General features: G+C 59.8%; 18 protein-coding genes. 4 read left to right on the top strand and 14 right to left on the bottom strand.

Going from position 1 to position 11800, the window contains the following annotated elements; all coding sequences use genetic code 11:
• Positions 1–60 precede the first annotated feature (60 nt).
• Entirely contained in the window at positions 61–744 is a 684-nt protein-coding gene (locus VOI29_RS17235) for an ABC transporter ATP-binding protein (RefSeq protein WP_323781383.1), read from the top strand.
• Positions 745–769: 25 nt separating this feature from the next.
• Here VOI29_RS17235 and VOI29_RS17240 read toward each other — a convergent pair whose 3' ends face one another.
• From VOI29_RS17240 to VOI29_RS17250, 3 genes are read right to left on the bottom strand one after another with little or no spacing between them, the layout of a single operon-like run.
• The gene (locus VOI29_RS17240) at positions 770–1234 is read right to left on the bottom strand and encodes a host attachment family protein (RefSeq protein ID WP_323781424.1); all 465 of its coding nucleotides are present in this window, start codon (positions 1232–1234) and stop codon (positions 770–772) included.
• Positions 1224–1436: a hypothetical protein gene (locus VOI29_RS17245; protein WP_024092031.1), complete on the bottom strand. Its 213-nt coding sequence runs from the start codon at positions 1434–1436 to the stop codon at positions 1224–1226. Before VOI29_RS17245 ends, VOI29_RS17240 begins: the two co-directional genes overlap by 11 nt.
• Positions 1429–2040, bottom strand: coding sequence for a hypothetical protein (locus tag VOI29_RS17250; protein WP_323781387.1), 612 nt, complete (start codon positions 2038–2040; stop codon positions 1429–1431). The genes VOI29_RS17245 and VOI29_RS17250 overlap by 8 nt, the downstream gene beginning before the upstream one ends.
• A 260-nt stretch (positions 2041–2300) precedes the next feature.
• Between VOI29_RS17250 and VOI29_RS17255 the strand changes: the two genes are divergently transcribed.
• Positions 2301–3713 carry a mechanosensitive ion channel domain-containing protein gene (locus VOI29_RS17255; RefSeq protein ID WP_323781389.1) on the top strand — a complete coding sequence of 471 codons (1413 nt, stop codon included), beginning with the start codon at positions 2301–2303 and terminating at the stop codon, positions 3711–3713.
• Positions 3714–3759: 46 nt separating this feature from the next.
• On the opposite strand, the gene VOI29_RS17260 is transcribed toward VOI29_RS17255, so the two are convergent.
• The 9 genes from VOI29_RS17260 to VOI29_RS17300 form a co-directional block, all read right to left on the bottom strand.
• Positions 3760–4743: an AI-2E family transporter gene (locus VOI29_RS17260; protein WP_323781392.1), complete on the bottom strand. Its 984-nt coding sequence runs from the start codon at positions 4741–4743 to the stop codon at positions 3760–3762.
• Between the two features lie 53 nt (positions 4744–4796).
• On the bottom strand, positions 4797–5561 hold the full coding sequence (locus tag VOI29_RS17265) for a hypothetical protein (protein WP_323781394.1): 765 nt from the start codon (positions 5559–5561) through the stop codon (positions 4797–4799).
• Positions 5548–5949: a phage holin family protein gene (locus VOI29_RS17270; RefSeq protein ID WP_323781397.1), complete on the bottom strand. Its 402-nt coding sequence runs from the start codon at positions 5947–5949 to the stop codon at positions 5548–5550. The genes VOI29_RS17265 and VOI29_RS17270 overlap by 14 nt, the downstream gene beginning before the upstream one ends.
• Positions 5936–6373, bottom strand: a complete 438-nt coding sequence (locus VOI29_RS17275) for a hypothetical protein (RefSeq protein WP_323781400.1) — start codon at positions 6371–6373, stop codon at positions 5936–5938. The genes VOI29_RS17270 and VOI29_RS17275 overlap by 14 nt, the downstream gene beginning before the upstream one ends.
• Before the next feature lie 125 nt (positions 6374–6498).
• A complete protein-coding gene (locus tag VOI29_RS17280; protein WP_323781403.1) occupies positions 6499–6684 on the bottom strand; it encodes a PLD nuclease N-terminal domain-containing protein in 186 nt (61 codons plus the stop codon).
• Positions 6685–6863: 179 nt separating this feature from the next.
• Positions 6864–7145: a hypothetical protein gene (locus VOI29_RS17285; RefSeq protein ID WP_323781406.1), complete on the bottom strand. Its 282-nt coding sequence runs from the start codon at positions 7143–7145 to the stop codon at positions 6864–6866.
• Between the two features lie 55 nt (positions 7146–7200).
• Positions 7201–7362, bottom strand: coding sequence for a DUF1328 domain-containing protein (locus VOI29_RS17290; protein ID WP_024092022.1), 162 nt, complete (start codon positions 7360–7362; stop codon positions 7201–7203).
• Positions 7363–7926: 564 nt separating this feature from the next.
• Positions 7927–8475, bottom strand: coding sequence for an RNA polymerase sigma factor (locus VOI29_RS17295; RefSeq protein ID WP_323781409.1), 549 nt, complete (start codon positions 8473–8475; stop codon positions 7927–7929).
• Positions 8472–8639, bottom strand: a complete 168-nt coding sequence (locus VOI29_RS17300; protein ID WP_323781412.1) for a NepR family anti-sigma factor — start codon at positions 8637–8639, stop codon at positions 8472–8474. The genes VOI29_RS17295 and VOI29_RS17300 overlap by 4 nt, the downstream gene beginning before the upstream one ends.
• 392 nt (positions 8640–9031) lie before the next feature.
• Here VOI29_RS17300 and VOI29_RS17305 point away from each other — a divergent pair, with 392 nt between their 5' ends.
• Together VOI29_RS17305 and VOI29_RS17310 are read left to right on the top strand one after the other, a co-directional pair.
• Complete coding sequence (locus VOI29_RS17305) at positions 9032–9520, top strand: hypothetical protein (RefSeq protein WP_323781414.1); 489 nt, start codon at positions 9032–9034, stop codon at positions 9518–9520.
• Between the two features lie 10 nt (positions 9521–9530).
• A complete protein-coding gene (locus VOI29_RS17310) occupies positions 9531–9656 on the top strand; it encodes an entericidin (protein WP_323781416.1) in 126 nt (41 codons plus the stop codon).
• Between the two features lie 103 nt (positions 9657–9759).
• Here the strand turns inward: VOI29_RS17310 and VOI29_RS17315 are convergent, their stop codons facing one another.
• Together VOI29_RS17315 and VOI29_RS17320 are read right to left on the bottom strand one after the other, a co-directional pair.
• Entirely contained in the window at positions 9760–11247 is a 1488-nt protein-coding gene (locus tag VOI29_RS17315; protein WP_323781419.1) for a phospholipase D-like domain-containing protein, read from the bottom strand.
• Positions 11225–11800 (bottom strand): sensor histidine kinase (locus tag VOI29_RS17320; protein WP_323781422.1); only part of this gene is annotated, 576 nt, incomplete at its 5' end. The genes VOI29_RS17320 and VOI29_RS17315, both read right to left, overlap by 23 nt.

Here is an 11800-nt window from a genome sequence, read left to right on the forward strand (position 1 = left end):
GCAAAACATTGACTTAGTCGTACGTAAGGTTTTCGTGCCCCGCCTACATTTGGCGACAATATGGCTTCAACGAAAGGTGCGGATCATGACGCGAACACCGCTCAACGCGAAGACAATATCCGAACTCTCCTACCCTGGCGAAGGCTCCAAAATCGTTTTGGACACCATATTCCGGGGGGCTGGCATTCTGCTTACCAAGGCGTCCAAAACGTACATTGCGGAAGGTCGCGTGCTGGGCAGAAAGCGCCGGGTAACTATTGGCCGAAGGCAGCAAGCGGGCGGATCCGCGTTGGGGGTGAAGACATTGCGCGTTTGTCCCCCCGCGCACTGGCCGGGCGGCAGGCCCTGTTGGCGCAGGACAATGAAGTGCCGCCCGGGGTCACCGTAGCTGATCTGGTGGGTTATGGTCGCGCGCCGCATCAGAACCTGCTGGGCATCGGTGATGCCGCCGACCGGGCTCATGTGGCCTGTGCCATTACCTGGACGGGGCTGGAGGATCTGGCCGGGCGCAAGCTGGCGGCCCTATCCGGCGGCCAGCTCCAACGGGCTTTCATTGCCATGGTTCTGGCCCAGGACATGCCCGCGATGCTGTTTGATGAGCCGACCAGCTGGCTCGACATCCGCCGCCATGTGGATGTGCTGCGGCTGATGCGCAGCCTTGCCCGCGTAGGCCCGGCCAGCAAACGCACTGTCCGTTCGTGTCAGAAGATATGCAAACAGCACGAGGCTTGCCACACCGGGTAACAGCCAGAGCGGCAACCGGTCCAGGTCAGGCCGTGTTTGCGGCCTCGCGCAGGATGGCCTGCTCGATCTCGTCCAGCGGGTGGTTGGTCAGTACCTTCGGCACGTCCAGCATCAGCTTCTCGGTCACTTCGGGGTGCATTTCATCACGCAGGGCACTGAGCACCGGGCGGCTGGCAGCTATCAGAAGCGTGTCGAACTTTCCAGCGTGGGCTGCTTTATACAGGTCTTCTGCCACTGTTTTCGCAAAGCGGGCCTTTTCCAACTGGTGCCAGTCGGTGTCATCGACTGCCGAGCGCTGTACACCAGGGCCGTCATTGAAGCGGCCGGGGCGGCTTGCGGCCCAGTCCTGCGCCTTTGGGTTGTCCTGCTCCTCCTTGCGTCGCACGGTGAGGTGTATGTTCTGTTCATCGCCCTGATTGACGAGGTACAATGCCTTCTCGCCGTCCGCAATGAGCACCCAAGCTCCGGATGGAATTCCCTTAACTGCCATCACCACTGCCCTCCTGTTCCTTGGACTTTGTCACGCGGGTTGCCCCGGCTGGCCTCTCCTGAGCGCGCTTCAACTCGTCTTCGGTGCCGATGTCGCGGGCCAGACGGCCGCCTGTGCGGCCCTGGTGGGCTACGCCGCCCTGTTTTCCCAACACTTCGTCGGTTTCCTTGCGTCCGTCTTTGGATCTGTGACGTTCAGCCATAACGTGCTCCTTTCATTTGAGATGGCGGTGGTAGCGGAAGGAAAAGGGCTGTAAGGCACGGCCTTTCGCCCATTCCGCATCGGCAGCGGTGCTCGACACAATGGGAACAACCATGCACCGCCTCCAGCCCGGTCTTGGACTGGCCAGTTGCCTTGGATGCGGAGTAGCAGGCCAAGCTAGGGATGGCACATGCGGCGATGCCGAGCGTCGTGCTGTCTGCCATCAGCACCTGGCGCAATTTCTCGAACGGGAGGAAACCGGCTTCTTCCGGCACCACTCCTGTAAGTATGTGAGAGTCCTCTAACATCACGCTGGGGGACAGCGTGATACATGCCAAAGCGGCCCCGGCAGTGGTGGAAGGGAACAGAAAAACAGGTGCGCGCAAGGTGATATCTGCAGTGAGAACATCTGAGCTTGCTGCTTTTTTGCACACCCAGTGGTAGCGTAAGAGGCGGATGCTTCCGGGTGCTGGTTCGCGTGTCTCCTGCATCGCCATTGGCATCCTCCTGCGTTTTGGGTTCACAAGCTCAACGCGCGGGAAGGGGAGTGGTTCCGGCATGATGCGCTCGGAAGAAGAAATCATCCGCAATTTTCTGAAGTTCAACGCCGAGCCTCATTAGCTGTCGCAAGGCAGATTTTTCCAGAGGAGCGTGCCAGAGTTTCGGTCGCCGCAGGCTTTCACGTGTTTTGGTATGCTTGATGGCAGATATGTACATCGTCCCATGTGGCTCCGCGCGGGTACCACCAGGCGTGTTCAAAACGGGGGTTCTGCTTTATGGACTTTGTATGGGGCAGCCGGCCTGCAGAGCAGCTGCGCGCAACGGTAGTGGATTTGATCGTGAGGATGCGGAATTGAACCGTAGAGTGACTTGCACCTGGCAGCACCTGAAAGGCATCCTGACACTAGGACGGAGGCTGAAGCCGCTTCTGCATTGCTGGGTTGTTACTGCTGCACTTTGCCTGGGGGGCGGCAGCAGCCAGGCCCAGACTGCGGCTGATCCGGTTCAGACCGACAGCCTTATCGAAGTCGGCGATGCAGCAGTGCGCGATAGTGCGATTCTAAGCAGGATAGAGAAACTGCTCGCTGAAATTGACGGATATAGTGCCGTGAAGGTGTCGGTGTCAGAAGGGGTCGTCCGTACCACCGGCCCAGTGATTGACAATGCGGCCCAAGAGCGGCTGACGCAGATCATCAACCGTGTGGCCGGTGTCGTCGCGCTAGAGAATGAAACCGAAATCAGCGGCACCCTCGAAGAACGGCTGGCACCAGCGGTGGACCGGATTGCAGCACGCACACGGAACCTGCTGGCGAACGGACCGATTTTCCTGGTCGCGGTGACGGCCTTCTTGCTCGTGGCGGCAGGGGGCTGGCTTCTGACCACGCGGATTGGCATCTGGACCCGGCTGGCGCCCAACCCTTTCATTGCAGATGTCTACCGCGCGGTGGCGCGTATCCTGTTCATCGTGATCGGACTGGTTCTGGCATTGGATATTCTGAACGCTACGGCTTTGATCGGGGCGGTGCTCGGGGCGGCAGGTGTAGTTGGCCTCGCGCTTGGTTTTGCTGTGCGTGACACGGTGGAGAATTTCATCGCCTCCATCTTGCTCAGCTTGCGCCAGCCGTTTCGGCCGAATGATTATGTGGACATCCAGGGCGACCAGGGAACGGTGGCGCGGCTGACGTCGCGGGCGACCATCCTGATTTCTCCTGAGGGCAATCATATCCGAATACCCAATGCTACCGTTTTCAAAGGGCGGATCGTGAATTTCACCCGCGATCCCCATCGCCGCTTTGGCTTCGATTTGGGGGTGGATGCCGATGCTGATCTGGCGGCGGCGTTGTCCACCGCCGTAGCCGCACTCGAGGTGCAGCCGTTTGTGCTCAAGGATCCCGAAGTCGGTGCCTGGGTCAGCGAGGTCGGGGATTCCAACGTTATTCTGACTTTTACCGGCTGGGTGGATCAGACCCGGGTGGATTTCGCCAAGGCGCGCGGCGAGGCGATCCGAGCCGCAAAATTGGCGCTGGAAGGCGCAGGTTTCGGTCTCCCTGAGCCTATCTACCGGGTTCGGTTGGACGGGGCGCAGGACCAGACAGCCGCCGCCCCGGCGAAACGTATTGGCACCCGGCAGGCCGGTCCGGCGGCCAGCAGTTCCGATCTGCCAGAGGCCGCTGATCCAGCCCGTGCCGAGCTACCCTCTGAAGGTGCAGCAGAGCGTGAGCGTGAAGGGTTGGACGGCGGGGAAAATCTGCTGGATGCGCAGCAGCAGGCAGAGTGAGGCCTGGAGGCCGCCGACACTGCTGGATCGGCGGGGGCGCCGTTCTTCAAAGGATCTTCTCCAGCGGATCCTCCATCTGCTTTTCCGGCAAACTGTGGCGTGGATCCAGCATCACACCCAGCCACAGCAGCAGCGGCAGCGCCACAAAGGCGCCGATCGGCCCCCAGAGCCAGAGCCCGAAGATGATGGCAAGGAAGACCAGCAGCGGATTCAATGCCATGCGGTTGCCAACCATCAGCGGAGTAACAATATTAGCCTCAGTCAGGTTAATGAACAGGAACAATATCGGCGGCAGAACCGCATACAGGCCGTGAAACTGCAGTGCTCCGGCAATCGCCAGTCCGATCATTATCAACAGCGGGCCGAGGTACAGAACATAGTTCAGCAAGGACGCCGCAAGCCCCCACAGCACAGCGTACTCCACCCCTGCGGCCATAAGAACCGCAGCCGTCACCACTCCAAGTCCGGCATTCACTACGGTTATGGCCGCAAAATAGCGGGCGACAATCTTATCGGCATGCTTGAGGCGGCCATACAGTGCACCGGTTAGGCGATAAAGGTCGTCCCGGGTCAGTGTGAAGAAAAACAATGTGCCTACGAAGATGAAGACCTGAGAGAGAAAGCTGGGCGCAAGCCATAGGGCGTTTCCCACCGAGGGGATGGCAGTCTGGGGTTCGACTGTGTCAGCGCCGACAGTGTTTTCAATTTCCTCGCTGATCGTCTCGATCCCGCGCAGCAAAGAAGAAGCTTGATCGACTAGAGAAGATACGACGGACCTGATGCGCGGAAGCTCCTCGATCAGGGCGTTCACAACGGGTTCGATAAGCAGTATTGCAGTGGCTACAAATAGAGTGCAGGCCAGAAGAAGGGACAGGGCAACCGCCAGCCGTGGCACACCAAAGCGAGCTAGTTTGTCTGCAAGCGGTGAGACAACAATGCCTAGCACCAGTGCAAAACTCATCGGTGCCAGAACCTGCTGGGCATGCTGCAATGCAGCTGTGATGCTGATGACCGTTAGGATCATCAGCATCACCCGCACCCCTCGGCCGCTGAGCGTGGTTTTCAAGATCCTTGGCATTCCCGTTAGCCAGCGGCTGTGTGCGGTGCCGGGCGGGATGGTCGCGGATCAAGACTGGCGCTGGCAGTGCGGTGCAATTTGTCCATTTCCTCCCGCAAGGCGGCCTCGGCTTTGACGGCCAGCGCATCACGGCGTGCGCCAAGCAACTCGTCTTCCTGGCGGGTGGAGGGCAGCAATGCCCCTATCAGCGCGCCCAGACCCAGCGCTATAGCCCCGGCGGCGAGTGGGTTCTGATCGTAAAACGTCCGCGAGCGTGCCGCAGCATTGGCGGCATGGGACTCGACCTTCTCCTGCGCCTGCAGGGCAGCAGAGCGCGCCTTCAGCACCCGCTTGCGGGCCGCGGCAGGCAGGACGTCCAGGCCTGCATTCAATGTCTCGCGCATCTTCCCAGCGCGGAGGTTTTCTTCACTCATACCGGTCATCTCCTTTTTCATGGCGGCATCTGCTGCGGCGACACGCGCGTCGAAACCGGCAAAGGCGGCCTCGGGGGGAACGGCAGCGGGGGGCGGAGGGGCAGTGCGCGAACGGCTGCTGCCGTTGCCGGTGAACAGAAGGGCCAGCCCGGCCCCGGCAAGTACAAGGGCAGCGGGATTACGCTTAGCTGCGCTTATGGCTTGGCGCCCGAGTTCGCCGCCATAGCCATTTGCCGCCGCCGAGAGCTGTTCTGCCACCGAGTGCGGGGCAACGGCGCCGGACAGGCCGGACAAGGTTTCTGCCAGCCGGCGGCGGTTTGCGTCCACGCGTTGTTCAATATCTTCAGTAGCGGGCATTTGCGGCCTCCATGATGCTTGCGGCATCCTGCTTGACACTGAGGATGGTGCGGTTTGGCAACAGCGCCTCGCTGCTAAGCCGCGATTTGCCGGCCAGTAACAGGCCCAGTGCAACTGCCATCAGCCCGCCGCCGACGATCAGCGCGGCCCACCCGGCCGACAGGCCCGAGGATGCGATCAAGGCGACCAGCGCCGCCGCCAGAACATGCAACCCTGTCAGCGCTATTAGCGCGGCGATGGCGAAACAGGCTATTCCGGTTCCGGCGCGGGCGGCGTTCTCCTTAAGCTCGCTCTTGGCAAGCGCTGCTTCACTGTGCAGCAACGCTGCGAAATGCCGGAGAGCCTCCGAGAACAATTCCGGCACTTGGCGGAGGTCATGACGTGCCATGGCCGGCCTCCCGGGTCATATGTGTGCGGTCGGTACCAAGGCTGTCCTGTTCGCTTGCTTTGAGGAAGCGGGTAGCGGCAAATCCGGCCAATGCGGCACCGCCGAGAAACAGTAGCGGGTTGCGGCGCGCAAAGGCGCTGACATCCCGTACAGTTTGCTCGACATCCAAGGCTCGAACCCGGTGGGCGGCGTCCTCAAGGTGGCCCGCAACGACTTGTGCGGCCTGCGCTTGCATGGTGCCTGGTTCAAATGCATCTGCCGCGGCGCCAACAGCATCGGCGGTTGCCTGCACTTCGCGGGCGGCCTGCAACTGCGCTGCATCAGCGGTGCCGCGGACCTTGTCCGTAACTGCGGCTTTGGCCTTGCGGCTCAGGTCGGCAGCTTGGGCACGGGCCTGCGTTTCCAAATCAGACGGAACGGTCATATCATCTGCCTCCTTGCTATCAGTGTTCAATGGGGAAACGCGCGCTCGCGTTGTTTGTTCCCCGCATCGAAAGAAAATGGCCCGGCGTCCGAACGCCAGGCCGCGACATGTTGGCTGCAGCCCTGTCAAATGCTTGCAGCAGAGGATTTAGGACCTGCGATCAGCCAGATGATGAAGCCCAGCACTGGCAGGATGAGAATGACCAATGTCCACACGATCTTGGCAGCGGTGGAGGCACCCGAGGACAGGATTTGAATGATTGCATAGATATCTGCAGCCAGGACAAGCAGGCCAATAATTCCATATTCCATAATTCGATCCCTTCAGTCTGTTGCTCTGAAAGAGGAACGCGGTCCTAGGAAAATTGTTCCCGGTTCGGCAAAAATTGCATTTATCGTAACCGCTTTAAATGGTGTGAGCCGTTTCCCGAATATGTCAAAGCCGCACTAAACGGCGCGGCTTTGGTTGGTTGCGATGTAGGGGATACAGGTCAGAAACGACTGCGCATTGCCAAGCCGAGCAGGACGCCAGCCCCTAAGGCCCCGGCAACGGCAAGGCCCGGATTTTTTTTCACAAATTCCTGACCCTCTTTTGCAAAGCGCTGCATTTCACCGGAACTGTACTGCAAGCCGGCGTCGATTTGCTCCTGCGCCTGCTGAACCGTTTGCGCGGCCTGCTCCTTGACGCGCCCGGTAAGGTTGCCGGACGCGTTGCCAGCGGCGGAGCCGGTGCTGCCTTTGGTTTGCTGCTGAGTTTCGGCTGTTTTGGTCATGTGTCTGTCTCCTTGTGTTAGCGGCCATTCTGCTGAGCGCAGCTGGCGGGGCGGGTCAGCCTTTAAAGAGGCGGACAACGATCGAGAGAACGAAAAGCGCGAGGAAAATCACAAAGAGGATCTGTGCGATCCCAGCGGAAGCGCCTGCGATGCCGCTGAATCCAAGAACTGCGGCGACGAGTGCCACGATAAGAAACGTGATTGCCCAACCAAGCATGGCTCTTTTCCTTCATTGTTTGCGCGCTGCGGTGAGCGCCATCTGGCAAGTCAACGGTTGAGCAGAAGAATGGTTCCAGCACTGTCCCTAGGGTTGGCGTTTTATCTGCACTAAGTTCGAAGAGCGGAGCTTTCGCGTGGCGAAGCAAGACCCGCACGGGCTGATCGGCGGACGGGTTGATCTTCTGCTCGTGCCTGATTTGTCTGCCTCACGTCGGGGCGGCAGCTCTTTTTAGGACCTGGCCAATAACTTCGTCAGTTGGAAGAAACGAGGCCTAGCCCAGACCGATTAGCCATTTGCAGAGAACTGCCCGCAAGGGGCCAGCACATCGTCTAAAAAATGCTCCTCAACAGCACCGAATGGGCGACAGCAAAGGCACGTTCGCATCGGCCGTTACAATGTTGTCATCGTTGGCACCGCGGTACCGCTACCGCGGTGCAAGCACCTGCCGAATTCGCCCGCGCAGATTTTGTCACACGGCCCTGCCGCGGGCAAGGAAACGGCCCAGAACAACATCGGGCTTCCGGCAATGGGCAGCACCTTTCTAAGACCCGGGCCGGACACTCAGGCCGCGGGATGTTTGGATAGAATTCCCGCCGTTACACTGTCAGTCAGCTCCAGCGTTTCGCCATCTTTCAGGTGCAAAAGATTCACCAGCGAAGCGCGGGCGCGTCCCACGCGGCTTTTGATCGTGCCGACTGCGACACCGCAAGTTTCGGCGGCTTCTTCATACGAAAACCCCCCCGCACCCACTAAGGTCAACGCCTCTCGCTGGCTGTCCGGCAGTTGGTCGAAGGCTTGCATAAAATCGCGCATGTTCAGCCGGCCGTCGTGATCGGGTTTGGAGGCCAGTGCCAAAGCCAGTGAACCGTCAGCATCTTCGACCTCACGCTTGCGCTTGCGGCGCAGAGAATAGAAAGTGTTGCGCAGAATGGTAAAGAGCCAAGCCCGCATGTTAGAGCCTGGTTTGAACTTTTCGATATTGGTCCAGGCCTTGATCAGCGTATCCTGCACCAAGTCATCCGCGGCTGCGGAATTCCGGGTAAGACTGAGCGCAAAGGCGCGCAGCGCACCAAGATGCTCGGTCAACTCTTCGCGTGGATCAGCGGTCATCGCATGTCCTTCTTTTGAAGGTCAGCCTTACGTAACTGATCAAGCAGATCGGAGAACCGGTCCGGCAGCGGTTCCGTTGCCAGCTCGTGAAAGGCTTTCTTCAAGTTGCGGTCGATTCGATCCGCCGTTAGGGGCGCTTGATGGTTGTGTTCTAGCTTTGCCATTCTTCCCTCTGCTCAACGCTCACCGGAAGCCAACGCGTGAAGATGGGAATGGTTCCTGCCGGGGCCCTCATAACCGATGTGGGATGGGCACCCGCTTCAATCTCCGCGGATTTCAATCTGCAAGTTTAGATCCAATGCCTCGCCTGTGTCCGAGCCTATTGCCCAGAGGATACCGTGCCCGGATTTTGTATGCGCTGTTGCGCGACGCGTGTGGAAGCGCGTGTCTGTACCCTAGTGCGGGCAAACACGCACCGCTTGATGTTCTGAGGAAGAAAACAAATGGGCAACTGATCAGCTGCAGGTATCTCCAAAAATTCAGGAACCTTTTGAGAAACCCGCGCGTTTCTATGCTGCATCCCCTAAAGGGACAGAAATTGAAGGAGCATTCAAACATGACTCATCTGATCCGCACCACCGCTCTGGTTTCGGCGATTGCGACGGCCGCTGTTGCTGGCTCCAAAGTCTCCGAAATCGACGTGACGGCAGATCTGAGCGCGATCGAGAATTACCCGGCCGCTGCAATTTGGACCAGCCTTGAAACCGATTTGGAAACTGCTCTGGCCAAGCGCCTTGTCGGCCGGATCGCGGGTGAGGACACGGGAGAGGCGGCAGAGATCCATGTCGAGATTGATTCTGTTATGCTGGCCAGCAATTTCGAACAGGCGCTGGGCGTAGGAGAATGGATGCTGAAAGGCGATGTGGACATCGATATGCCCGATGCGTCCAAGGATATGCGCTATGACCTGACTGTCTCTGCGGACCAGCTGAATGCCTATTACCCCGACGGCACTGACCCTGCCGCCATCGCTGTTGACAGCGAAGTGTTCTACACCGCCATAATCGATGCCTTTGCAGGCAACATTGCGTCGAAACTGAAATAAGGAGGCTATAATGCGTATCTTTCTCGCACTTTTTGCACTGGCCGGCCTGGCAGCTTGTGAAACAACCGAAGGCTTTGGTAGGGACGTGTCCAATCTTGGGAATGAAATCACTGAAGAGTCCCAGGAAGCTCAGTAACGCGTTGCTGCGTTCCAGTTTCACATAGGCCCGGCGTTTTAACAGCGCCGGGCTTTTTGCGCAGACTGCGCTGACACGCCAGGCAAAGCGCGCTGCCGACGGCTCAGACGATGTCTTCGGTCGCGCCAGGCAAAGGCTGCTGAAGCTCTGCCATCCTGTCCGGGTCATGCGGTACCAGAAGCCCGCGGCGCGCTTCCGGTCGGCGGATCTTGTTACGGCGGATCTCCTGCTGCCACCAGGCGGCTGCACAGACCGGGTCCAGTGCTTCGGCCGGAAGGTCTTCCTGCCACCAATGCCGCGCCAGCGCATGCCACAGCTGCCCGATCCTGTCTTGCTGCTTGATCCGCAGGGCGGCCTCAGTATCCCATCGCATCGAGCGCCCGTTCAGATTGGCCGAGCCCACCATGGCAAAATTCTGATCGGCAAGCAGAACCTTGCTGTGCAGATAGATCATCGGAGATCCCGCCAGAACAGAGGGCGATACACGAGCTGCCATGCGCCGCTGCACCGGGCTGGCAATACAGGCGCGGCCCCCGAAGGCAGCGCTTACCTCCTGCAGCGCTTCAGCCTGCAATGCCATGCCGTAGCGCGCATCCAGTCCGCAGTTTTCATCAAAGGCGACCTCTTCAGGCAGGGCCGGAAGGATCAGAATCAGTGATAAATCCGGGTTGCTCCGGGCGGCATCGGCCAGCCCGCGGGCTATGGGGCTGGAACGAAAGTACTGGGTTTCCAAGTAAATCAGGTGCCTTGCCTGTCCAAAGGCTTCAAGGTGGTCTTCTTCGATTTCCTTCAGGACAGTGCGCGGCGACAAAGCCCAAAAACCACCGCGGCGCGGTACAGACAGGGTGCGGCGGATCTGCTTGCCTTGGGGCGGCCGCCTGCGCAGTGCGGTTTCGTCCTGGAACCGCTCCAGATGGCTTGCAGCCTCCTCGGCTTCGGGCCCGCGCAGCATCAATTGGACATCAGCCCAGGTCTCATGCGCTGGCTGGTCATGGGCCTGGGTGTCAAAGCGGCGCCGGTTCAGATCCAGGCCGCCGATATATAGAACCTCGCGGTCGATCACCGCAATTTTTTGATGTTGCGAAACCGGACAGAGCTGCGGCAGCCGTTGACGGCTGGCCGCGGCGGGCCGCAATCGCTTGGGCAGTTTGCGCAGCTTGCGCAAAACAAAGGGTGAAAAGGCAAGCCGCGGCAATAGCCCCGCCCGTGCTGGATGCAACGCGGCGGAGACTGACAACAGCGCAACCTGTTCCGGGCCGAGCTGTGCCGCGATCTCTTGCGCCTGCTCAAGGGTCTTTTGTGCGGCGGCATGCAGGGGCGCTGCCATGACCGGATCAAAGTCGCTTACAACCAGCCGGACCCGCACCCCGCGACGCAGCGCATCGGTAATCAGATCGGCCCAGGTTCCGCCGGTTTTCTGCGCCTCGGGACTCAGCAGGAGGGTGGCGAAATCGAACAGACGGAAGCTGGCAATGATCTCGCGACGGGCATCCAGGACCGCGCGTTCAAAGGCAGGCCAGGCTTGCTCGGCTGTGATCAGCACTGCGAATTCCCCGCAGCGGTTTTCTTCAGGCGGCAGGCTCTGTTGCATCTTGTTTCTGTTCCTGCGAGTCGGCTTCTGGAGGTGCGGCCCCGGCAACGGCGGGGAAGCCAAGCCGGTACGTATACGTGTCTTCTGTTTCCTGAGTGACGCCTTTGCCGCCGAGCTGCGTCGCAAAAGCCGTCATCAGCCGTGCTCCGATTCCAGATCCGCCGACGTCCTCCTCCGGATCCAGCAGGGGCTGCCCTTTGGTGTTGGTCAATTCCAGCTCCAGCCAGTTCTTGGCTGTTTCGCGCAGGCTGACTTTGATTTCCGGCCGCCCCCCTTCAGGCACACCGATATATTTCACCGCATTGGTCATCGCCTCTGATACCAGCATTGACAGGGTTACTCCCTGATCCTGGCTGAGCGGCACCTGAGCAAGATCCGTTTCGATCACCACATCCTGTCCGCTACCGGCGTTCATCGAGCCGATCTCCGCGATCAGCTCGTCGATCAGTTCGCGGCTGTCCACTGTGGAAACGTCTGGATTGGTGTTCAGGCTGCGGTGGATGGTGGCCAGACCGCGCACCCGCCGCTGCAGCTGTGACAGCATACGCCGGGC

This window comes from Leisingera sp. (genome assembly GCF_034669605.1).
In the GTDB taxonomy this organism is placed as follows: Bacteria; Pseudomonadota; Alphaproteobacteria; order Rhodobacterales; family Rhodobacteraceae; genus Leisingera.

Excerpts from the sequence above, each read along its gene's own strand:
- VOI29_RS17285 (WP_323781406.1), bottom strand. The coding sequence starts at position 7,145 with ATGACCAAAACAGCCGAAACTCAGCAGCAAACCAAAGGCAGCACCGGC.
- VOI29_RS17315 (WP_323781419.1), bottom strand. The coding sequence starts at position 11,247 with ATGCAACAGAGCCTGCCGCCTGAAGAAAACCGCTGCGGGGAATTCGCA.
- VOI29_RS17300 (WP_323781412.1), bottom strand. The coding sequence starts at position 8,639 with ATGGCAAAGCTAGAACACAACCATCAAGCGCCCCTAACGGCGGATCGA.
- VOI29_RS17295 (WP_323781409.1), bottom strand. The coding sequence starts at position 8,475 with ATGACCGCTGATCCACGCGAAGAGTTGACCGAGCATCTTGGTGCGCTG.
- VOI29_RS17290 (WP_024092022.1), bottom strand. The coding sequence starts at position 7,362 with ATGCTTGGTTGGGCAATCACGTTTCTTATCGTGGCACTCGTCGCCGCA.
- VOI29_RS17305 (WP_323781414.1), top strand. The coding sequence starts at position 9,032 with ATGACTCATCTGATCCGCACCACCGCTCTGGTTTCGGCGATTGCGACG.
- VOI29_RS17280 (WP_323781403.1), bottom strand. The coding sequence starts at position 6,684 with ATGGAATATGGAATTATTGGCCTGCTTGTCCTGGCTGCAGATATCTAT.
- VOI29_RS17245 (WP_024092031.1), bottom strand. The coding sequence starts at position 1,436 with ATGGCTGAACGTCACAGATCCAAAGACGGACGCAAGGAAACCGACGAA.
- VOI29_RS17235 (WP_323781383.1), top strand. The coding sequence starts at position 61 with ATGGCTTCAACGAAAGGTGCGGATCATGACGCGAACACCGCTCAACGC.
- VOI29_RS17275 (WP_323781400.1), bottom strand. The coding sequence starts at position 6,373 with ATGACCGTTCCGTCTGATTTGGAAACGCAGGCCCGTGCCCAAGCTGCC.
- VOI29_RS17240 (WP_323781424.1), bottom strand. The coding sequence starts at position 1,234 with ATGGCAGTTAAGGGAATTCCATCCGGAGCTTGGGTGCTCATTGCGGAC.
- VOI29_RS17270 (WP_323781397.1), bottom strand. The coding sequence starts at position 5,949 with ATGGCACGTCATGACCTCCGCCAAGTGCCGGAATTGTTCTCGGAGGCT.
- VOI29_RS17260 (WP_323781392.1), bottom strand. The coding sequence starts at position 4,743 with ATGCTGATGATCCTAACGGTCATCAGCATCACAGCTGCATTGCAGCAT.
- VOI29_RS17310 (WP_323781416.1), top strand. The coding sequence starts at position 9,531 with ATGCGTATCTTTCTCGCACTTTTTGCACTGGCCGGCCTGGCAGCTTGT.
- VOI29_RS17265 (WP_323781394.1), bottom strand. The coding sequence starts at position 5,561 with ATGCCCGCTACTGAAGATATTGAACAACGCGTGGACGCAAACCGCCGC.